Genomic DNA, 20,503 nt, shown 5'->3' with positions numbered 1-20,503 from the left:
TTTCAACAAGTACGCTTTCAATGAATACGGATCAACGCGTCTTGGCGGCAGCAGCGCTTGCCACGACGGCTGGCTTCCACGGTTGCGGCGCGGCCGTGGCGCCCGGCTGCAGGCGTTCCTGGCCTTCGATGACGACGGTTTCGCCCGCCTTCAGTCCGCCGTTGACCACATACTGGTGGTTGACGACGTCGCCCACGGCGATCGGTTTCAGGCTGGCCTTGTTCGTGCCATCGAGCACCCAGGCCTGCGCCTGGCCATCGCTGCTGCGCAAGACGGCCTGCTGCGGCACGAGCACGCCGTCGGCCTGCACGGCGCGGGCGATGCGCGCGCGCACGAACATCCCCGGCAAGAGCTGGCGCTGCGGATTGTCGACCAGCACGCGGATGGTGGCGTCTCCCGTGCCCGCATCGATGCTGATGCCGGAGAACAGGATGCGTCCCGTGACGGGATGCGGCCGGCCATCGGCACCGAGGATGGTCACGGGCAGCTTGTCGGCGCCGCCCGTACCGTCCGAACCTGCGGCCTGCAGCGCGGCCAGCGCGGCGGCCGGCTGGCGCACGTCGACATACACCTTGTCGATCTGCTGGATGCGCGCCATCGGCGCCGCGTCCGCTAGGCCGACGAGCGCGCCCTCGGTCACCAGTTCGGAGCCGATGCGCCCGGCAATCGGCGCCTCGATGCTGGCAAAGGCCAGGTCCAGGCGGCGCCGGGCCAGGCTGGCCCGCGCCTGCGCCACGGTGGCCACGGCTTGCTCGCGCTGCGCCACGGCGTCGTCATACGCCTGGCGGCTGATGGCGTCCGCCTCGACCAGCGGCTTCAGGCGCTCGGCCTGGCTGCTGGCGCGGTTCGCCGTGGCCACCGCATGCTGCAGGGCGGCGGTGGCCGAATCGACGTCGGCCTGGAATGGCGCCGGATTGAGCTGGAACAGCTTCTGCCCCGCCTTCACGTCGGCGCCCTGCTCGAACTGGCGGCGCAGCACGATGCCGCCCACCTGCGGGCGGATGTCGGCCGTGCGGAACGCGGCCACCCTGCCCGGCAATTCGTCGCTGAGCACCACGGGCGCGGCGTGCAGCTTGAGCACCGTCACGGCGGCAGGCGGCGCGGCCCCTTCCTCGGGCGCGGGCTGGGAACAGGCGGCCAGGCTGAGCAGCGCCGCGGTAATCAAACTATTTTTCCTGGTGAAGTACTTTACTGGCATGACTTTTCTCTATGGCTGATCCCAACCGGCGGTCCGGTCGACAGATAACCAGAGCATAAAAGGCCAGCATGGATGTTCCGTCAAAGAAATGTGGAGATTCGATGGAGAGCGCGAAGAATGCTAGACTATTTGCATGAACTATCTCCACAGCTCCAGCCAACCATCGTTCCTTGCCACCACCCCGCCCGCCGCCCTCGTCCTGATCGCCGAAGATGAACCGCAGATCGCCCGCATCCTGGCCGGCTACCTCGAGCGCGACGGCTACCGCACGGCCTTCGCGCTGGACGGGCGCGAAGCGCTGAACCAGCACCTGGCGCTGGCGCCGGACCTGCTGCTGCTCGACGTGCAGATGCCGCAGGTCGACGGCTGGGGCGTGCTGACGGAAGTGCGGCGGCGCGGCGAGACCCCCGTCATCATGCTGACGGCGCGCGACCAGGACGCCGACAAGCTGGCCGCCCTGCGCGTGGGCGCCGACGACTACATCATCAAGCCCTTCAATCCGGCCGAAGTGGTGGCCCGCGTGGCCGCCGTGCTGCGCCGTTCGCGCGTGCGCCATCACCCGGTCGGCGGCCAGCGCCTGCGCTGCGGCCCCATCGATATCGACCAGGAAACCTATGTGGCCAGCGTGCTGCGCCACGGCACGCCCGTGCCGCTGAGCCTGACCCTGACGGAATTTCGCCTGCTGGCGCACCTGGCGCGCACGCCGCGCCGCGTCTGCAGCCGCCTGGAGCTGCTGGAAGCGTGCATGCCTGAAAGCAATTCGCTGGAACGCACGGTGGACAGCCATGTCAGCAAGCTGCGCAAGAAGCTCGAGGAAGCCGGCGTCATGAACATGCCGGCCAGCCTGCGCGGCGTCGGCTACCGCCTGGAAAGCGACGCCTGATGCGCTTTACCGGCCTGAACCGGCAGATCGTGCTGTCGATGTCCGTGCTGATGGTGTGCAGCATCCTGCTCATCTGGATCGGTTCCTGGATCTTCTTTGCCGTCGCCTTCAAGATCGATCCCGGCATGCTGTCCGAGCCGGACGACTGGTCGCCGACGACGGCGGAATGGCTGTGGATCTTTGCCATCACCATCTTCGGCTTGCTGCTGGCCGCCTTCTTTGCCATCAAGCTCGCTTCGCGTATTTTAAAACCGATCAATTCCGTGATGGACAGCGTGCGCCGCGTGGCCCATGGCGACCTGTCCGCGCGCGCTTTCGCGGGCGACCGCAGCCTGGGCGAAACGGCCATGCTGGTCGATGACTTCAACAGCATGGCCGAACGCCTGCAGCGGGCGGCCAAGGAAAGCGAAACGTGGAACGCGGCCATCGCGCACGAACTGCGCACGCCCGTGACCATCCTGCGCGGCACCCTGCAAGGCGTCGTCGATGGCGTCTTCAAGCCCGAGGAAGTGCCGTTTTCCAGCCTGCTGGCGCAAGTCGAGGACCTGGGCCGCCTGATCGAGGACTTGCGCACCCTGAGCCTGGCCGACAGCGGCTACATGCAGCTGCGCATGGCGTGGACGGACCTGACCCTGGAAATCGAGGAAGTGGGCCGCCTGCTGGCGCCGGACATGGAAGCGGCCGGCTTTGTGCTGCAATTGCAGCTGTCCGACCATCCCGTCTGCTGCGACGCGGCGCGCATCCGGCAAATCGTGCTGGCCCTGCTCGACAACGCGCGCCGCTATGCGCATCCGGGGCTGCTGCGCGTGCGCACCCGCGTGCAGGCCGGCCAGTATTTCCTCAGCGTCGAGGATGCGGGTCCCGGCATCCCGGACGAACTGGCGCCGCATGTGTTCGAGGCGTTCCGCCGCGGCGACAGCGCGCGGGTCGACCTGCACGCGGGCAGCGGCCTGGGACTGGCCGTGGTCGAGGCCATCGCCCGCGCGCACGGCGGCAGCGCGGCCTGCGCCCGCGGCGCGGCGGGCGGCACCCTGTTTACAGTGAAATGGCCGGTCGAGCATGGCGCGCCGCCAGCCGCTGGCTGACCACGCCGGCTACGCGCCGCCGTCCGCGCGCAGCATGTCGACAAAGGCGCGCAACACGGCCGGCATCTGCCGCCGGCTCGGGTAGTACAGGAAGTAACGGGGCGGCGGCGGCAACCAGCCTTCCAGCACGCACGCCAGCCGCCCGGCCGCGATGTCCGCGCGCGCATCGGCCTCGTACACATACGCCAGCCCGGCGCCGTCGCGGGCCGCGCGCAGCATCAGCTCATCGTCGTCAAATACCAGCGGGCCGCCGACGGCGATGCTGACGCCCTCGCCGGCCTGTTCGAACTCCCACGCATACTCGCGCCCGCTGGGAAAGCGCCGGACGATGCAGGCATGCGCCAGCAGCGCGCGCGGCGTGGCCGGCGCGCCATGGGCCGCCAGATAGGCCGGCGACGCCACCACCACGAAAGGCTGCGGCGCACCCACGGGCACGGCGATCATGTCCGCCGCCACGTACTCGCCAAAGCGGATGCCCGCATCGAAGCCGTCGCGCACGATATCGATCATGCCGTCATCGGTGACCAGCTCGACCTGCACGCGCGGATGGCGCGCCACGAACGACGCCAGCATGGGCGCCAGCAGCAGCCGGGCGGCCGGGCGCGGCACGTTCAGGCGCAGCTTGCCTGCAGGAACATCCTGCAGGGTGCTCAAGTCCAGCAAGGCATCCGTGATTTCGCGCATGGCCGGTTCCAGCCGCGCCAGCAGCTGCTGCCCCGCCTGCGTCGGCGTGACGCTGCGCGTGCTGCGGTTCAGCAGGCGCACGCCCAGGCGCTCTTCCAGCGCGCGCAGCGCATGGCTGAGGGCGGAAGCGGACACGCCGCGCTCCAGCGCCGCCTTGCGAAAGCTGCGCAGGCGGGCGACGGCGGCAAAAGCCGTCAATTCATTCAGGTCGGCCATCATTCATGAGAAAAATTCAGTAATACATGCAGGATAAGCGATCTTATCGCATGCTGTTGCCTGCTCCATACTCATTGCATCTTTTTTTGAAGAGGAATGACCATGGAATACCGCACACTGGGCACATCGGGCCTGAGCGTCGCACCCATCGGCCTGGGCTGCATGGGCATGAGCTTTGCCTACGGCGGCGCCGACGAGGCAAGCGCCTTGCGCGTGCTGCACCGCGCCGTGGAACTGGGCGTCACCCTGATCGACACGGCCGAAGTATACGGCCCCTACGCCAACGAGGCGCTGGTGGGGCGCGCCCTGAAACAGCTGCGCGGCAAGGTCAGCATAGCCACCAAGTTCGGCTTCCGCATCATGCCGCACGGCCAGGGCGTGGAACGCATGGCCGGCGTGGACAGCCGCCCGGAACACATCGTCCAGGTGGTGCAAGCGTCGCTGTCCCGGCTGGGCGTCGACTGCATCGACCTGCTGTACCAGCACCGCGTGGACCCCGCCGTGCCCATCGAGGACGTCGTCGGCGCCATGGCCGGGCTGGTGCGGGCGGGCAAGGTGCGCCACCTGGGACTGTCGGAAGTGTCGGCCGCCACCCTGCGCCGCGCCCACGCCGTGCATCCGATCGCGGCCGTGCAATCCGAATATGCGCTGTGGAGCCGCGACGTGGAAGCGGACGTGCTGCCCGCCTGCCGCGCGCTGGGCATCGGCTTCGTGCCCTACAGCCCGCTGGGACGCGGCTTCCTGACCGGCAAGCTCGCTTCCAGCGCCGCGCTGGCGCCCGACGACTATCGCCATAGCTTGCCCCGTTTCCAGCCGCAAGCCATGGCCGCCAACGGGCGCCTGGTGGCCGCGCTGCAACGCCTGGCCGCCGCGCGCGGCGCCACGGCGGCGCAGCTGGCCCTGGCCTGGCTGCTGGCGCAAGGCGGCGACATCGTGCCGATTCCCGGCGCCCGCAGCCTGGCGCACCTGGAAGAGAACGTCGCCGCCGCGCAGATCGTCCTGAGCGACAGCGAGCTGGCCGCCATCGGCGCCGCCATCGCGCCCACCGCCGTGCAGGGCGCGCGCTACCCGCGGCATGAGCTGGACATGCTTGGCCTGTAGACAACCATGCTTGAGTGCGCTATACAAGTTTCTTTTTACCCGCCGCACTTGAAATGGCTGAATCCGCTATCATTTCCAATCTGAACTATTCATTATGAAAGGGATTTATATGTCCGATTTGCTCGAAACACTGCAATGGCGCTACGCCACCAAGAAAATGGACCCGACGAAAACGGTGCCGCAAGACAAGGTCGAGCGCATCCTGGAAGCCGTGCGCCTGACGGCCAGCTCCAGCGGGCTGCATCCCTATGAAGTGTTCGTGGTGACGAATCCGGCCCTGCGCGAGCAGATCAAGCCGCATGCGTGGAACCAGTCGCAAGTGACGGACGCCTCGCATTTGCTGGTGTTTGCCGCCTGGGACAATTACACGGTCGAGCGCATCAACAAGATGTTTGACCTCGTCAACACCGTGCGCGGCTTCAAGAACGAGGGCTGGGAAGCGTACCGCCAGCAAATCCTCGCCACGTATCCGCAGCGCGACGCCGAGACCAACTACCAGCACGCGGCGCGCCAGGCCTACATCGGCGTGGGCACGGCCCTGATCGCCGCAGCGCAGGAAAAAGTCGATTCGACGCCGATGGAAGGTTTCGACCCGGCCAAGGTCGATGAAATCCTCGGCCTGCGCGCAAAAGGCCTGCGTTCGGTCGTCATGCTGCCGCTCGGCTACCGCGCCGATGAAGGCGACTGGCTGGTCGACCTGAAAAAAGTGCGCCCGGCGCGCGGGCAGTTCATCACCGAGCTGGCGTAAGCACACCGCGCCTCTCGAAAAAGCGGATGCCGGCAACGGCATCCGCTTTTTTTTCGTTCACGCCGCCTGCGGAAAGCGCACTGTCACGCACAGTCCCCGTCCCGCCTCGCCGTCGGCCAGCGCGATGTCGGCCCGGTGGTGCTCGGCGATGTGGCGCACGATGGACAGGCCCAGGCCGCAGCCCCAGGCATCGTTGCCATCGGGCCGGAAGAAACGGTCGAACAGGCGCGCATGGTGCTGCAACGGCACGCCGGGACCGTTATCGCGCACGCGCAGCAGCGGCCGGCCATCTTCCTGCGCCGCCTGCAGGTCGACCCTGCCGCCCTGCTGCGTGTAGCGCAAGGCATTGTCGATCAGGTTGTTCAGCAAGACTTGCAAGCCATCCGGGTCGGCTTTCACCATCACCCTGGTCGGCAATGTTTCAACCACACCCAGGTCGATGTCGCGGCTGTCGGCCAGCGCGCTGTGGTCGGCCACGGCCGCTTCCAGCAATTGCCCCAGATCGACAGACTGCAGCTGGCTGGCCGTCAGCGCCGTCTCGTGGCGCGCCAGACTCAGCAGCTGGCGCACGAGGTGGGTGCTGCGGTCGAGCCGCTCGTGCAGCCTGGCCAGCGCGGCCGCCCGCGCCGCCTCGCCGCTGGCCCGTTCGGCCAGCTGCAACTGCAGCTTCAGCGCCGTCAGCGGCGAGCGCAATTCGTGCGCGGCATCGGCGACAAAGGTGCGCTGCGCCGTCAGCGCCGCCTCGAACTGTCCCATCAGTCCATTCAGCGCCAGCGCCACGGGCCGCAGTTCGGGCGGCATGTCGTCGGCCGCCAGCGGTGTGAGCGCATCCGGCGAGCGGCCCGCCACCGATGCGGCCAGCCGGTGCAGCGGCGCCAGCGCCCGACCCACCACGGCGACGATCAGCAGCGCCAGGATCAGCGCGAACACCAGCAGCGGCGCGCCGGCGCGCATGGTCATCTGCCACGCCAGCTGGTCGCGCACGGCCTGCGCCTGCGCCACCTGCACGTAACGGCCGCGCCGCGTCTCGCCGTACAGGCGCCAGTCCTCGCCCTGCACCAGGACGTCGGCAAAACCGGCCAGCGCATAGCGCGGCAGTGGTGACTGGCCCGGCAAAACGGGTAATGGCTGGCCCGCCTCGTCCCACGCCTGCAGCACGAATGCTTCTTCCGGATCCTGCGCGGCGGGCATGCCCGTCTGCGGTTCGAACTCGTCGGGCAAGGCCACGGCCAGCTGGCGCAGCTGCAAGTCGGCCAGTTCATTGGTTTCTTCCAGCAGCGAGCGGAACAGTGAAATGCCCGCACCGAGCACGCACAGCAAGGTGGCGGCCAGCAAGCCGAGCAGCAACTGGCGACGGATGCTCAGCATGGCGCCACGCGCATCTTGTAACCGACGCCGCGCACGGTCTGGATGCAGTCCGCGCCGAACTTCCTGCGCAGCTGGTACACATACACGTCGACGGTATTGCTTTCCACTTCGCTGTCCCAGCCATACAGCTTTTCGCCCAGCTGGCGCTTCGACACCACCTTGCCCGGATCGTCGAGCAAGGCGCGCAGCACGGAAAACTCGCGCGGCGGCAGCTTGATCTGCTCGCCTTCGAACGTGACGTCATGGCTGGCCAGGTCCAGCGTCAGCGCGCCGTGCTCGATGATGGAGCGCGAACGGCTGACCCTGCGGCGCAGCAGCGCGCGTATGCGTGCCAGCAACTCGTCGAGGTCGAACGGTTTCACCAGGTAATCGTCGGCGCCGCTGTCGAGCCCCTCGACGCGGGCCGGCGTGCCGTCGCGTGCCGTGATGATCAGCACGGGCAAGTCGGCGCCGCACCTGCGCGTGGCGCGCAGCACCTCCATGCCCTCCTTGCCGGGCAAGCCCAGGTCCAGCAGCATCAGGTCGTAGGCGAAGCCGGCCAGCGCCAGCTCCGCATCGTGGCCATCGCGCACCCAGTCCACGGCATAGCACTCGCCAAGCAAGCCCTCGACCATGCTTTCCCCGATCATCGGATCGTCTTCCACCAGCAACACGCGCACCCCGGTCCCTCACACAATGGCTAAAAATGCCCATATCTTACCGTGGATGACGCCAGGCCGTTGCCGTGGCGCCCGCTCGCAGGCCTCATGCCGCCGCGTTTTACAGGCGTATGCCCAGCACATTCACCAGGCGGTTCAAGTCGCCCTCCTCGCGGATGATTTCCGCGATCACCTCGGGCAGCGGCATGCGGCCCCAGTTGACGGCGCGGCGGATGAGGAACGGGGTCGGGCTGTGCGGCTCGATCTGCGCCAGGTATTCGGCCAGCGCCTCGAGCGTGGCGTAGGCTTCCGTGCGGTTGCGCCAGCGCGCGGCCATGGGCGCCGGGCTGGCGGCCGGCGCGGCCGCCGGCATCGCATCGCCGCCGTCCGGCGCGGCGCAAGCGGCCAGCTCCGCTTCCGCCTCGTCCGGCGCCGGGTCCAGCGCCTGCTCGTCCTGCAGTTGCAGCAGCACGCGCTGGACGGTTTCCAGCACGCCGCGCAGCTTCAGCAGCCGCGGCGCCTGTTCGCCCAGGCGCGTGTCGAGGAAGTCCGCCATGCCGTCGAGGCAATCGAGGCCGTGCGCGACGGCGGCGCCCACGCGCGCCAGCTCGCCGCCCATCTGCGCCGCCGCGAACACGATGTCGGCGCGCGTCAGCGGCGCATCCTCGCCCGCGCCCGCATCGGCGCGCTCGCCAGGCACGGGCGCCACGTCCTGCGCCGTCATGCGCTCCCAGTCGGCCAGGGTCAGCGGCGGCAGCTTGCCGCCCAGTACCAGCAGGGGCGCATGCAGGCGCACGCTCACGCTCAGCGACTCATTCAGCCACTCGAGCGGCGCCAGGCGCGCATCGGCGTCGCCGTCGTCGTCGATCAGCGGATGCACGTCCGGCCAGTAATCGCGCAGCAAGGCGTCGACCAGGCGCAGGCCGTGATACAGGCCGGCAAAGCCGCGCTGGCGCAGCCACGCCTCGGCCAGCCAGGCGGCGATCTGCACATCCTTCGAGCGCGCCGTCAACACCTCGCCGCAATGCTGTTCGATCAGCGCCCAGTCGGCGCGCTTGAGCGGGCGCTCCCATTGCCCCATCGGCAGGCTGGGGTCATCCTCCTCGCGCAGCAGGCGGATCTCCATGCAGACGGCGTCGTAGCGGGCCGACTCGCCGCACGGCGCCTCGGGCGACAGGGGGGCCAGCAAGGCGTCCAGGCGTTGCTGGTCGGCGGCGCTGAGCAGGAAATCAGGAATGGCGTGCATGGTCGTGTCTTTTCGGTTGAGCTGGCGTGGCAGGAACAGCCGCGCCAGGAAGGAGGAAGCGGGCGCCATTGTCAGGCGGCTGCATGGCGGGCCTGCGCGGCGTCGATCAGCCTGGCCACCTGCTGCGCCAGGAACTTGGCCGCCAGCGGCGAGGTACTCTTGTGCAGGTCGACCACCGAGGCGGCCGGCGGAAAGTAGATCTTGTCCGACAGCGCCACCAGCCGGCCCGTGTCGAAGCCGTCGTCCACTTCATGCAGGGCGATGACGGCATGGTCGGCGCCATCGTCGAGCAGGGCCTGGAACGGGTTCGGTCCCGCGTAGGCCGACGGCCAGCCATCGTCCACGCACGGGTGCAGGTTGTAGAAGCCATGGCGCGGGAAGCGGTGCAGGCGCGCGTCGAACTGCTGGCCGAAGGTGGCCGCGATGCACAGCTCGGGGCGCCACTCGCGCTCGTACAGGTGGTAAAACTCCTCGCTCTTCACGCGGCCCCGGTAGGCCGGCAAGCCGTGCGCGGCCGCCAGGCGCGCCACCATCGCCTCCTCGTCCGCGCTGTGCGGATACGACCAGACGCGCCGCTCGCGGCTGACAAAGCCCACGCGCGGATCATCGGTGGCCACGCCGACCACCTCGATGCGCGGCGCCAGCGGGCCTTTCAGCAATTCGCTGAGCACGTGAAAACCCCGGTAAAAGCTGCCGAACACGGCCACCCGCACGGGCGCCCCGCCCGCATGCCCCCGGTCGGCGGCGCTCACCGCTCGCCCCTGTCGGCCTGCATACTGAGCCTGTCGGCGGCGCCGCCCGTGGCGGGCAAGGCCGCTTCCTGCCAGGCCGGCGCCTGGACCGGAAACACGGCCGGCCAGGCCAGCGGCGTGCGCTTGCCCGGCGCGCTGACGGCCAGGCGCACGAAGACGCGGGCGCGGCTGTCGGCGGCGGGCACTCTGCCCGTGGCGTCGGTATTGGCCAACGGAAACTCGAAACGCAGCAGCGGCGCACGCCCGTCGCTGCCCGGCGCCTCTTCCTCGCGATACGCGCCGATGAACGAGAACAGGGCCCACGGGTCGTCGAAACGGTAACTGACCGTGCGCTCGGCCACGGCCATGTGCGACTGGCCCGCTTCAGCCTTCGGCGTGCCCGTGCCGTCGCGCGCCAGGCGCATGGACAGCAGCACGGCCATGCCCGGCTCCCAGCGCAGCGCGCGCGGGGCCTCGTTCTGCCGCACGCTGGCGCCGCCGATGCTCAGGGTCCATTCGATGATCTTGTTGCCTTCCGCCTCGGCACCGGGATTGGCGCGGAACTGCGCCGTCACGTCGAGGCCGCCCGCCTGGCCCTCCTCGGCCGGATACAGGGGCGCCAGCACGTCGCGCACGCGGCGCAGCTGCAGGTTGGCCTTGCGCACGGCGGCGCTGACGGCGGGCCGGCCCGGCTCGCGCTCGGCCTGCGCGCTGGCGGCGCTGGCCCGTTCATACAGCTTCATCACGGCGCCCACTTCCTCGCGGTCGGCCGGCACGGCGTCGCTGGCGCGGCCGCGCGTCCCCGCCGCGCCGGACAGCGCGACGAACGGCAGGCGCCGCCCCAGGTCGCGGTTGTAGACCTCGGCGAACCGCTCCCACTCGCCCTGGTAATGACTGGCCGACAGTTCGCGGCAGCGCGCCAGCAAGCCGCTTTGCAGGCCGTGCAGGCGCTCGGCAAACACGTCGGCGCCGCGCCGCTGCGCCATGCGCGCGCCCAGCTTGTCGGCGCAGTTGGCCAGGTCGATGTCGGCGCTGCCGTTGAGGATGAACTGTTCCACCGCCAGCAGCGAACTGGTGGGACTTTTCAGGCGGTAGCGGCGCAAATCGGCCAGGATGGCTTGCCAGCGCGCCACCAGCGGCTGGCTGGCGGCCGCGCCGGACAGCTGCGTCAGCACGCCCTCGACCTGCTTGCCGAGGATCTCGATGAATTCCTGCTGCTGCGCCAGGTAAGCGTTCAGGCCGGCCCCGTCGCCAGCCGCGAAAGCCTCGACCAGCGCGCCCTTCTCGCCCTTCCAGCCCTGGAACGCGCGGTCGCGCGGCACGAACACCTCGCCCGCCGTGAACACCTCGTCCAGGCGACGCAGGCGCGACATGGCGTCGCGCGCCAGCGCCGTATCGACTTCGGCCACGGCCTGGCGCGCCCCCATCTCCTCCAGGCGGGCGCGCACGCGCAGCACGCTCGCATAGTCGGCGTCGCTGGCGGCGCTGGGCAATTCCGCCGCCGCAATCGTCAGCGCCTGCGCCAGCGCGCCATGCACGCTGCCGGCCAGGGCCTGGTCGACGAGGGCGCTGGCCGGCTGCTGCAAGCGGCTGGGCAAACGCGTGTACGGCCCCGCCTGGAACGCCTTGCGCGCCTCGGCCAGGCTGGCGGCCCGCTCCAGCTGCACCTTGTCCCAGCGGATGGTAGCGCCGGCTGGCACGTCAGGCAGGCGCACGGGCGTCTCGGCCCGCATGTACGGCGGTGCCATCAGCGCCGACACGGCTTCATGCAAGGCCTTGCGTTCGGGCGTGAAGGCCCAGCTGGCGGTGGCGCCGGCCCAGGCCAGGCCGGGGCCGCCCGCGTCGACGGGATTGGGCACGGCCAGGATGGCGTCCCAGGCCATGACGAAGCGGCCGAAGCCCTGCGTCGCCAGCTGCCGGCTGTCCTGCGCGCCCACCTTGCCCAGCAGCGAATTGGCGCCGATGCGTTCGAGCATGGCGTCGTGCGCGGCGCCCAGGTTCAGGTTACTTTGATGCATCCAGCCGCCCTTGCCCACCATCAGCTGGCTTTGCTGCGCATCGAGCGCCGCGCGCAGGGTTTGCCACTGGCGCAGCTGGGTGTCGAGGTCGCTGCTGCGCTGTGCGCCGTCGAACAGTCCGCCCGTGCTGGCGGCCACGGCCTGCTCGGCGCGCAGCAAGCCATTCTCGTCGAACAGGCGGCGGTACATGGCGCCGCTGGCCAGGTGCAGCGAACAGCGGGCCGCCTCCTGCATCGGCTCGATGGCCAGCGACGGCACGTTTTGCGCCACTTCGCGAAACAGCGCGGCCGTGCGGGCCGGCGTGCCGTTCAATTCCGTGCCCAGCAGCACGCGCACGACGAGCGCCAGGTCGTCGCCCGAGGCCGGCACGGAACTGGGGCCCTTCAGGCGCAGCATGGCGCTGACGACGCGGTCCAGCTCATCCATGCGCGCCAGGTATTGCAGCATCGCCAGGTAGTGCGGCAAGTCTTCCAGGTTCAGCGCGCTGGGCGCCGGCACGCCCGCCTGCTCATGCCAGCGCGCCGGCAAGGTGCACTGGGCGCCCGCGATCAGGCTGCCCGTGGCCGGGTCGCGCGGCACGCCCGTCAGCTGGCTCAGCTGCGCGAAGGCGGCGCGCCTCAGCGCTTCGAAGGCGTTGTCGGCGAAGCCCTGCTCCAGGCGCTGCTGCACGCGGTCGTGCAAGTCGTCGAAGATGGGCCAGGAACCGGGCATGAAAAGGGAGCTGAAATGCGCCTCGCCCAGCTGTTCGATGTTGAGCAAGGCGTCGACGGCGCGCTGCTGGCTGCGCTGGGCATTGGGCGCGCCGCCGGCGGCCGCCGTCCAGCCAGCCGCCGCGCGGCCACTTTGCAGGCTGGCGCGGTCGTCGCCGTTCAGCGCATCGAGATAGACGATCATTTCGCCGGCCAGCCGGTGCAACTGGAAACTCGAAACGATCAGGCCCAGCGCCCACAGGGCAGGCAACAGCAGCGCCGACCAGTAGGCCAGGCGGCCGACGGCCGGCCGGCGCATGCGCTGCGACGACGCCTGCACCAGGCCCACTTCGGCAAAGATCTTGCGTTCGAAGATATCGCGCAAAAAGACGGGCATGCCGTCCTGCGGCGCCGCGACGGCCGCGTCCTGCGCCCCAGCGCCGGCCAGCGCCAGCTGCGTGTGCTCCGCCCCGTCTGTCAATGCGGGCGCCGCGGCCGCGCCGGCTGTGGCGGCCAGCAGCGCGGCTTCGTCGCTGCAGTCGCCCGTCAGGTAGATGCCGCGCAGCAGGAAGGGCTCGTGATAGGCGCTGGGCCGCATCAGCTCCTCGCAAAACACCTTCAGGCCCGCGCGCAGCCGCTCCACCTCGCTGGGCAGGAGGAAATACGCGCGGCTGTCGGCATCGGCCTGCTCCAGCGCGCACAGTTCGGCGCAGCTGTCGGCCACGGCGCCGACGATCTGGTCCATCGCCGCGTCGACCCACTGCACGCGAAACGGCGCCACCAGTTCATATGGCGATGCCCAGCCCAGGATGGAGCGGCGCATCGGCTCGGGCAAGGCCACGCCGAACGTGGAAAAGCCCGGCAGCACCTCGCACTCGGTCACCACCAGGTGGATGGGAAAGCGCAGCGCCAGACGGTTCTGCGCCAGCCACAGGCGCCGGTGGATGGCCTTGGCGCGCGCCACCAGTTCCAGCTGGCCCTGCGGATCGCTGGCCAGCAGGGCCGCGCACGGCATGGCCAGCACGATGCCGTCGAAGGGCCGCTGCGGCCGGTAGGCGCGGCACAGCCCCAGGAAATCGTCCCAGATGCCGTTGCTGGCGGCGCTGTCGGGATCGGGCGAGCCCAGGTACTCGGACTGCAGCTGCACCACCACGCCCTTGTCGAAGAAATTCCAGGCGATGCCCTGGGCGGCCGCCGTCAGGCTGCTGTCGGCGCTCAGCGCGCTGGACAGGCCGGACTGCGCCAGCGGCACGGCGCGGCCCGTGCTTTCATTGAGCAGCAAGGTCCACGACAGGTTGTAGCGCTCGGCGCGCTCGGCCAGATTGGCTTCGATCAGCTCGATCGCATGGCGGAAGGACAGGCGCAGCGATTCGGAGCCCAGCAGGCGCAGCTTGCTGCCCGCATTCGCCGTGGCGGCCTGGCCGCCGCTGCGCAGCGCCGCGCTGATGACGACGGCCAGTAGCACCAGCACCAGCAGGGTCACCAGCAGCAGCACGGCGATGGCCAGGTTATCGGAGAGGAAGTTCAGCATGGCGCCACCTCGCCCTGCGCGACAGCTTGCAGCGCCAGCGGCGGCGCGGGCCGCAAGTGCACGATGGCCGGCGAGACAGGCGCGCTGAGGGCCTTGCGCACGGGCCACGATTGCCATAGCCACAGCACTTCCGATATCCCCAGCAGTATCAGCAGCACCAGCACCAGGATGGCGCCGCGCCGGCTCAGCCGGGACAGGCGCCGCCCGCCGCTGTACGACAGGGTGCTCGCATACGGCTGCTCGGTGAGGACGGCGTCGCGCGCGCGCATGTCGGGCGCGCGCTGGTAGACGAACTGGAACAGCTCGCGCCGGTAGTCGGCGATCTGCGCCAGGCCCGCGCCGTCGCGGTAGCGGCCCTGGAAGCCCAGCGACAGCAGGTACAGGTACAGGCGCGCCACGGCCCGGCGCGCCGGTTCGCGCTCGCGCAGCAGCTGGTCGATATCGGCGAACACCTGCTGGCCGGCGTGGCCGGAATTGAACAGCGTCGCTTCGAGCAGCACGTGGCGCCAGTGCGTGCGTCCGGCCCAGTCCGTGTGCAGCAGCACTTCGTCGGCCAGGGCCGCCTTCAGGAAGCGTCCCTGCAATTCCGCCTCGGCGCCCGCCTTGCCGCCCTGCCGCCCCGCCTCCAGGGTTTGCAGCTCGATCAGCTGGCTCAGCTTGCGGCTCAGCGCTTCCGCGCCGGCGCGGCCATCCGCCTCGCCCAGGGCCGCGCCCTCGGCAACGGACTGGTTGAGCAGCGCCACGAAGGCGCGGAACTGGACGCTGGCAAGGTCGTTGCCATCGCCGCCGAGAGGGCGCGCGGCGCCTGCCGCCGCGCCGCTGGCGCCGTGCGCGCCATGGACAGTATCCTGGAGTGTCATGCTTCAGCCTTTGATGAACAAAACGACTTCCTGCGGGCGCTGTGCCTGCAGGTGTTCGTTGATGTTGCTAATGAGCAAATCCTGGCCGGCGACGATGAACTGGTCGGTGACCTCGATGGCGAACAGGCTGCAGCCCTGGCTGCCGCGCAAGCCCAGTTCCGGCGCGCCGTCGATGGGGCCGCGCGTCGCGCCCAGCACGCGGCGGTCGCCCAGCGACGCCGACACCGTGCGCGAGCCGATCACGGCGCCCGCCATCCACGCCGCCAGTTCGCGCTCGCGCTGGCCGCGCAAGCCCACCACCAGGCGCGTGCCCTGCCCGCCCAGCCATTCCGGGCGCAGCGGCAGGGAAAACACCTGGCCGTTCAGGTTGAAGGTGCAGGTCTTCCATTCCTGGCTCACTTCGCCGACCAGGTCCAGCAGGTTGCCCAGCACGCTGTCGAAAGCCGCATAGCTGTCGCCATGCGCGTAGGCGGGCGGCGCCAGCGGCACGGCGCCGGGGCGCAGCGCCGACAAGGGACCGAGCTGGGCGCACAGGGCCAGGTACAGCGGCAGCGGCTGCACCGGCCCCGCATCGAGCGCCGCTTCCAGCAGCGGCAGGTGCAGGGTCAGGCTGGACAGGCGCGCCCGCTGTTCCAGCATGGCCAGCCGGTCTTCCAGCCGCGACGAGCCCGAGGCCGTCTGGCGCGCGAGGAAGACGGCCTTGTTGCGCATCAGCGCGGCCAGCGCCTGCGCGCGCTGCAAAATGGCCGAGGCGGCGGGCACCTCGAGCTGGGCCGGCCAGAAGGCGCAGCGGCGCACGCTTTCGTTTTCCTTGCGCAAGATCATCAGCTGCAGATGCACCCAGGCCGGCCCCGGCACCTTGCCGGCCATCAGGCACAGGTTGGCGGCCATGCGCGGCACCTCGTCGGCCAGCGCTTCGGACACTTCGTCCTCGACGAGCGGGCTGTCGACGCGGCGGAACATGGCCGGCTGCCCCGGCAGGCGCAGCGAACGCGCAGTGCCGACGGCCAGGTAGACGGGCAAGTCGTGCTGCTCCATGCCGGCGGCGTACGGCGCCAGGTCCAGTTCCAGCACGTAGTCCTGCGCCTGGCCGGCGTCGTACGCCACCGCCATGCCGTTGGGCAAGATGGCTTGCAGCGCCGTGATGCGCAGCTTGCCGCTGCTCAGCCTGGCCTCGTCGATGGCCAGCACGCGCACGCCCCAGGCGGCCGGCTGGGCGGCCAGCGCCTGCCAGCCCACCAGGGCGTCCACGCGGGCGCTCTCCTGCTGGAAATGCTGCGGAGTGAGCAGCATGCCTTCATGCCACTGGATACGGTCATACAACATTGCTTCGGCCATGGCAGATGCTTCCTCGGTTAGCGGGCGGCGCCCGTCTTGATGTCGCTGGCGGCGAACCCCTGCGCGTTCAGCTGCAGCACATAGGCGCTGCTGCCGAGCAGCAAGCGCTCGCGGTGTTCGCCGGGATTGGCATAATTGGCAAAGACCAGCGCGGCCCAGACGCGCTGCTCGCCGAAGCGTTTGGCGTCCAGCTGCAGCGCCTGGCCCGGCGTGATTTCCACGGCCAGCACCGTCAGGGCTTCGGGAAAGGTGCGCTGCAAGTCGCCCTTGGCGGCAAAATAGCGGCTGGCCGGCATGGCGGCCAGGGTGTCGAGCACGGCCTTGTCCCTGACCAGCACCACGTCGACGGCCAGCGCGCTGTTGCCGTTCGCATCGTTGGCGGCCACCAGGGTCACCGTTTGCCAGTCGGGCTTGACGGGCCGCGGGTCGCCGCGCATCAGGGCCAGCGCGCCGCAGCCGGCCAGCATGCTGGCCGCCAGCAGGGCCAGCGCCAGCTGCGTCATCGCGCGGTGTGCGCCGGCCTGCGTCGATTCGGGCTTGAAAGACATGGAATATCCTGTACGTAATGAGTAAGAAAACCTTAGTAAGTCAGCATCAGCATCTTGCGCAGGCCGGCGCCCAGGCCCGCGCCAAACACCGACAGCAGGGCCGCCGCCAGCAAGCCCGCGCCGAGCCAGGCCTGGCGCCGTCCCAGCACCAGCAGCAGCGGCGCGGCAGCAGCGGCGCTGGCCGCCACCGCCTGCTGCGGCAGCGCCGCCTCGCTGCCCAGTGCGATCAGGGCGGCGGCGGCCAGGTAAGACACCAGGTTGCGCGCGCCCTCGCACAGCACTTCGAGCATCAGCAGCACGGGCAGCATGGCGTCCAGCGGCAAGCCCAGCGACGCCTGCAGCACGCCGGCCCACAGCACCGCCTTCACGCCGGGCACGCCGATAGCCCACAGGGCCGTCCAGGCAGCCAGAAACCCGATCAGGAGAATGTCCGCCGCGCCCGGCGGCTGGCCGTACACATTCGCCACGAAAACGGCCAGCACGGCAAAGAACAGCGCCTCGCCCGTCTTGATGAAGACGGGGCAGATCGAGGCCATCAGCTCCACCACGCCGCGGCTGAAACCGAGGCGCACGCTGAGCGCCTCGATGAATTCGGGCAGCGCCGCCGCGCCGACTGGCGCGAACAGGCAGACGGTGACGGGCTCGCGCAGCGCCGTCAGCACCTGCCACGGGTGCGTCTTCAGGCGCCAGGCCAGCAGCCCCACCACCAGCGCGCAGCACAGCAGCACGCTGCCGTACCAGGTGAGCAGGAAGCCCGTCAGCAGGCCGATCGACTCGCCGCCCGCGCTGCTGGTGGCGGCCGCGGCGAGGATGAAGGCCGTCAGCGGCAAGCCGATATTCACGGAGCGGATGGCCAGCTCCATGCCGCGGTACACGGCTTCGAGGATGCTGCTCAGCTGATTGCCGGCCTCCGGGCGCTGCACGGCCACGGCGGCGCCGAACAGCAGCACGCCGATCAGCACCGACGGCGCCGAGCCGAACGCCATCACGGCATACAGGTTGCGCGGCACCAGCGGCGGCGCCGCCACCGCGCCCGCCGCCGCCTCCTCGGCATGCAGGCTGACCACGGGCGGCGCCTCGGCGCGCATGGCCAGCCGGCCCAGCGACGCTTCCTGGCCCGCATCGAGGCCGGCGCCGGCCGCGCCCAGGCTGGCCAGCACGGCGCCGCCCAGGGCGCACAGCAGCATGAGCAGCAGTCCCAGCAGCGCCAGCACGCCGAGGCGGCGCCACTGCTCGCCGGCGGCCGCCATCCGTTGCAAGCCGAAATACACGGCCAGCACGAGGAAGGGCAAGGCCGCCACCTGGATCAGCGACAGATAGATGGTCGACAGGGCGGCAAACAGGGGCGCGCCCTGCGGCCACAGCATGCCGACCCAGGCGCCCAGCAGCACCGCGCCAAGCAAGGTGGCGGGCTGGTGCAGGATGTCGCGCAGCAGCTTCATGGCTGCAGGGTCACGGGACGCGCGCAGATCAGCGACACGGCCGCGCAGTTGGCGATGACGGTAAGCGCCGTGCGGGCCATGGCGCAGACGGGATCGACCGCCACGAACAGCACGAAGGCCGCCTCGAACGGCAGCGACAGGCTGGCGCACACCACGCCCATCAGCGACACCGTCACGACGCCGGCCATGCCGGACGAGGCAAAGCCCGTCAGCGCGGACAGCCCGGCCAGCAGGGCCAGGTCGGACGCCGACAGCGTGCGGCCGTACAGGGCGGCGATGAACATGCTGCCGCAGACGAAATACGCGACCGGTCCGGCGCGCAGCAGGGCCACGCTGAGCGGCACCAGCAGTTCCACGCGCGAGCGGGCAAAGCCCAGGCGCCCCACCAGCGCATTGACCATGGCCGGCATGCAGGCGGCGCTGTTGTTGGTCGCCACGCCCAGCGCGAACGGTTCGCGCATGGCCTTCATCACCGCGCGCGCACCGACCCCGGCCCGGTGGCGCACGACGGCCATGGCCACGCCGACCAGCAGTACGCTGACGGCCAGGAAGCCGCCGACGAAACCGGCCATGGCCGCCATCGGCGCCAGGCCCGTGCGCGCCACCTGGCCGGCCGCCATGCACACGAGGATCAGCGGCAGCGGCAGGTTGATCCAGCCGGTCAGGGTCTGGCACGCCTTGTAGACGGTTTCCAGCGCATCCTGCAAGCCCGTCGAGATGCGGCTCGGCACCTGGCCCACGGCAAAACCGAACAGCAGCGCGAAGACCAGCGCCTTGAGCGTTTCGCCATTCGCCAGCGCGGCGAAGATATTCGACGGGATCAGGGTGCGCAGGATCTCTTGCGCGCTGGCCGAGGCCGGCGCCGGCTCCGGCGTCAGCAGGGCCATGGCCGTGTTGCTGCCATCGGCATCGCCGCCGACGATATGCCCGAGCGCGGCGCGCGTGCCCTCGGACATGCCGCCGCCCGGATGCAGCAGCCAGGTGGCGACGGTGGCCAGCACGGCCGCGGCCAGCGCCAGCAGCACGAACACCACCACCACGCGCTGCACGATCTTGCCGGCCCCGCCCTCGCGGTACAGGTTTTGCAGGCTCAGCACCACCGCCGACATCATGAACGGCAGCACCACCATCGTCAGCAGGTCGACGTAGACGACGCCGACCAGGCCCAGCGGACGCGCCACGCCGGGCGCCGCCCAGCCGATGCTCGCGCCCAGCAGCACGCAGGCCAGCACCATGAAGGGATTGATGGCCAGCGCGCGGAAGCGGCGCAAGACGGCGCCCGGCTGCGGCGCGGGCACGGCGGCCACGGTGTCGATGTCGGCATTCACGGGGGTATGCATGGTCTACCTCGCCAGTTTCAGAGCGCTGGCCACGCTGGGCTTGTCGGCGCGCGTGCCGATCACCTCGTTGACCAGGGACAATAATGTCGTGTCGCGCACGCCCACCATCACGCTCAGCACGGATTGCGCATCGCTGAAGGTCACCGTGCGCAGGGTCAGGGCCAGGCGCGGATCGCGCTCGAGCACGGCGCGCACCTCGAGCTCGTCGCGGTAGGCGCCGGCCACCTCGCCGCGGCTGACGGCATCCACCAGCGCCGGCCAGGTGGGATACGGCTTCACGGTCGCCTGCGGGAAATGCCGGCGCGCGTATTCCTCCCACGAAGTGTGGGCGATGACGCCGATCTGGCCCTTGAAGTCGCGCATCACCTGCTTCAGCGGGCGCTCGCCGGCCATTTCCGCGAAGCGCACGCGGTTGATCAGCATGGCGTGGCCCAGCAGCATGTACGGCGTCGAGAACAGCACCATCTGGCTGCGCCGGAGCGTGCGCCCCAGGCGGCCGATGGCGATATCGGCCTGGCCGACGCCGACCAGCTCGACCACGCCGTCGATGCTGGCGCCGCTGCGGTCGAAGCGCACGGGCACGCCCAGCTCCTTGCCGATGCTGCGCGCCAGGTCGACGTCGATACCGCTCAGCACGCCATTTTTCTCCGTGTAGAACGGCGGGCTGTCGGCCTTGAACATGGCCACCACCAGTTCGCCGCGCGCGACGATGCGGGCGATGTCGGGCGCCATCAGGCGGCCATCGGCGCCGCGCACGAGGGGCGAGCCGGCCGGCAGCGGCGGCAGGCCGTCCGTGGCCAGCGCGGGCGCGCAGGCGCAGGCCAGGGCCAGCGCCAGGG

Annotated in this window: 17 protein-coding genes; 4 read left to right on the top strand and 13 right to left on the bottom strand. The window is 70.0% G+C overall.

The annotated features are described in order from the left end of the window. Nucleotides 1-31: 31 nt before the first annotated feature. Nucleotides 32-1,198, bottom strand: coding sequence for an efflux RND transporter periplasmic adaptor subunit (locus AC1RDJ_RS15285; RefSeq protein ID WP_493027949.1), 1,167 nt, complete (start codon nt 1,196-1,198; stop codon nt 32-34). Between the two features lie 133 nt (nt 1,199-1,331). On the opposite strand from AC1RDJ_RS15285, the gene AC1RDJ_RS15280 reads away from it, so the two are divergent. Together AC1RDJ_RS15280 and AC1RDJ_RS15275 are read left to right on the top strand one after the other, a co-directional pair. Further along, nucleotides 1,332-2,081: a response regulator gene (locus tag AC1RDJ_RS15280; RefSeq protein WP_071323893.1), complete on the top strand. Its 750-nt coding sequence runs from the start codon at nt 1,332-1,334 to the stop codon at nt 2,079-2,081. Further along, nucleotides 2,081-3,166 (top strand): ATP-binding protein, encoded by a 1,086-nt coding sequence (locus tag AC1RDJ_RS15275; RefSeq protein ID WP_071323894.1) that lies wholly within the window; start codon nt 2,081-2,083, stop codon nt 3,164-3,166. The genes AC1RDJ_RS15280 and AC1RDJ_RS15275 overlap by 1 nt, the downstream gene beginning before the upstream one ends. A gap of 9 nt (nt 3,167-3,175) precedes the next feature. Here AC1RDJ_RS15275 and AC1RDJ_RS15270 read toward each other — a convergent pair whose 3' ends face one another. Then, a complete protein-coding gene (locus tag AC1RDJ_RS15270) occupies nt 3,176-4,069 on the bottom strand; it encodes a LysR family transcriptional regulator (RefSeq protein ID WP_493027948.1) in 894 nt (297 codons plus the stop codon). A 99-nt stretch (nt 4,070-4,168) separates the two neighbouring features. Here AC1RDJ_RS15270 and AC1RDJ_RS15265 point away from each other — a divergent pair, with 99 nt between their 5' ends. Both AC1RDJ_RS15265 and AC1RDJ_RS15260 read left to right on the top strand, forming a co-directional pair. Beyond that, complete coding sequence (locus AC1RDJ_RS15265; protein WP_493027947.1) at nt 4,169-5,167, top strand: aldo/keto reductase; 999 nt, start codon at nt 4,169-4,171, stop codon at nt 5,165-5,167. Between the two features lie 109 nt (nt 5,168-5,276). Next, entirely contained in the window at nt 5,277-5,915 is a 639-nt protein-coding gene (locus AC1RDJ_RS15260) for an NAD(P)H-dependent oxidoreductase (RefSeq protein WP_071323896.1), read from the top strand. 57 nt (nt 5,916-5,972) lie between these two features. Here the strand turns inward: AC1RDJ_RS15260 and AC1RDJ_RS15255 are convergent, their stop codons facing one another. From AC1RDJ_RS15255 to AC1RDJ_RS15205, 11 genes are all read right to left on the bottom strand, one after another. Further along, a complete protein-coding gene (locus AC1RDJ_RS15255; RefSeq protein ID WP_071323897.1) occupies nt 5,973-7,283 on the bottom strand; it encodes an ATP-binding protein in 1,311 nt (436 codons plus the stop codon). Continuing rightward, nucleotides 7,277-7,942 carry a response regulator gene (locus tag AC1RDJ_RS15250; RefSeq protein ID WP_493027946.1) on the bottom strand — a complete coding sequence of 222 codons (666 nt, stop codon included), beginning with the start codon at nt 7,940-7,942 and terminating at the stop codon, nt 7,277-7,279. The genes AC1RDJ_RS15255 and AC1RDJ_RS15250 overlap by 7 nt, the downstream gene beginning before the upstream one ends. Nucleotides 7,943-8,042: 100 nt before the next feature. Then, entirely contained in the window at nt 8,043-9,236 is a 1,194-nt protein-coding gene (gene tssA, locus AC1RDJ_RS15245; protein WP_493027944.1) for a type VI secretion system protein TssA, read from the bottom strand. 2 nt (nt 9,237-9,238) lie between these two features. Beyond that, nucleotides 9,239-9,919 (bottom strand): formyltransferase family protein, encoded by a 681-nt coding sequence (locus AC1RDJ_RS15240; RefSeq protein WP_493027943.1) that lies wholly within the window; start codon nt 9,917-9,919, stop codon nt 9,239-9,241. Further along, a complete protein-coding gene (locus AC1RDJ_RS15235; protein WP_493027942.1) occupies nt 9,916-14,136 on the bottom strand; it encodes a type VI secretion protein IcmF/TssM N-terminal domain-containing protein in 4,221 nt (1,406 codons plus the stop codon). Before AC1RDJ_RS15235 ends, AC1RDJ_RS15240 begins: the two co-directional genes overlap by 4 nt. Next, nucleotides 14,130-14,996 (bottom strand): DotU family type IV/VI secretion system protein, encoded by an 867-nt coding sequence (locus tag AC1RDJ_RS15230; protein ID WP_083411838.1) that lies wholly within the window; start codon nt 14,994-14,996, stop codon nt 14,130-14,132. The genes AC1RDJ_RS15235 and AC1RDJ_RS15230 overlap by 7 nt, the downstream gene beginning before the upstream one ends. 3 nt (nt 14,997-14,999) lie before the next feature. Next, a complete protein-coding gene (gene tssK, locus AC1RDJ_RS15225) occupies nt 15,000-16,334 on the bottom strand; it encodes a type VI secretion system baseplate subunit TssK (protein ID WP_493027941.1) in 1,335 nt (444 codons plus the stop codon). A gap of 17 nt (nt 16,335-16,351) precedes the next feature. Further along, nucleotides 16,352-16,882: a hypothetical protein gene (locus AC1RDJ_RS15220; protein WP_232251287.1), complete on the bottom strand. Its 531-nt coding sequence runs from the start codon at nt 16,880-16,882 to the stop codon at nt 16,352-16,354. Nucleotides 16,883-16,914: 32 nt separating this feature from the next. Further along, on the bottom strand, nt 16,915-18,324 hold the full coding sequence (locus AC1RDJ_RS15215) for a cation:dicarboxylate symporter family transporter (protein ID WP_493027940.1): 1,410 nt from the start codon (nt 18,322-18,324) through the stop codon (nt 16,915-16,917). After that, on the bottom strand, nt 18,321-19,664 hold the full coding sequence (locus AC1RDJ_RS15210; protein ID WP_198043670.1) for a dicarboxylate/amino acid:cation symporter: 1,344 nt from the start codon (nt 19,662-19,664) through the stop codon (nt 18,321-18,323). Before AC1RDJ_RS15210 ends, AC1RDJ_RS15215 begins: the two co-directional genes overlap by 4 nt. A 3-nt stretch (nt 19,665-19,667) precedes the next feature. Beyond that, nucleotides 19,668-20,503: substrate-binding periplasmic protein (locus AC1RDJ_RS15205; RefSeq protein WP_493027939.1), on the bottom strand; the 836-nt coding region annotated here is incomplete at its 5' end.

This window comes from Janthinobacterium sp. GW822-FHT07H10 (genome assembly GCF_058798675.1).
Note: the sequence above shows the minus strand (reverse complement) of the source record. Positions and strands in the feature narration are given on the sequence as shown.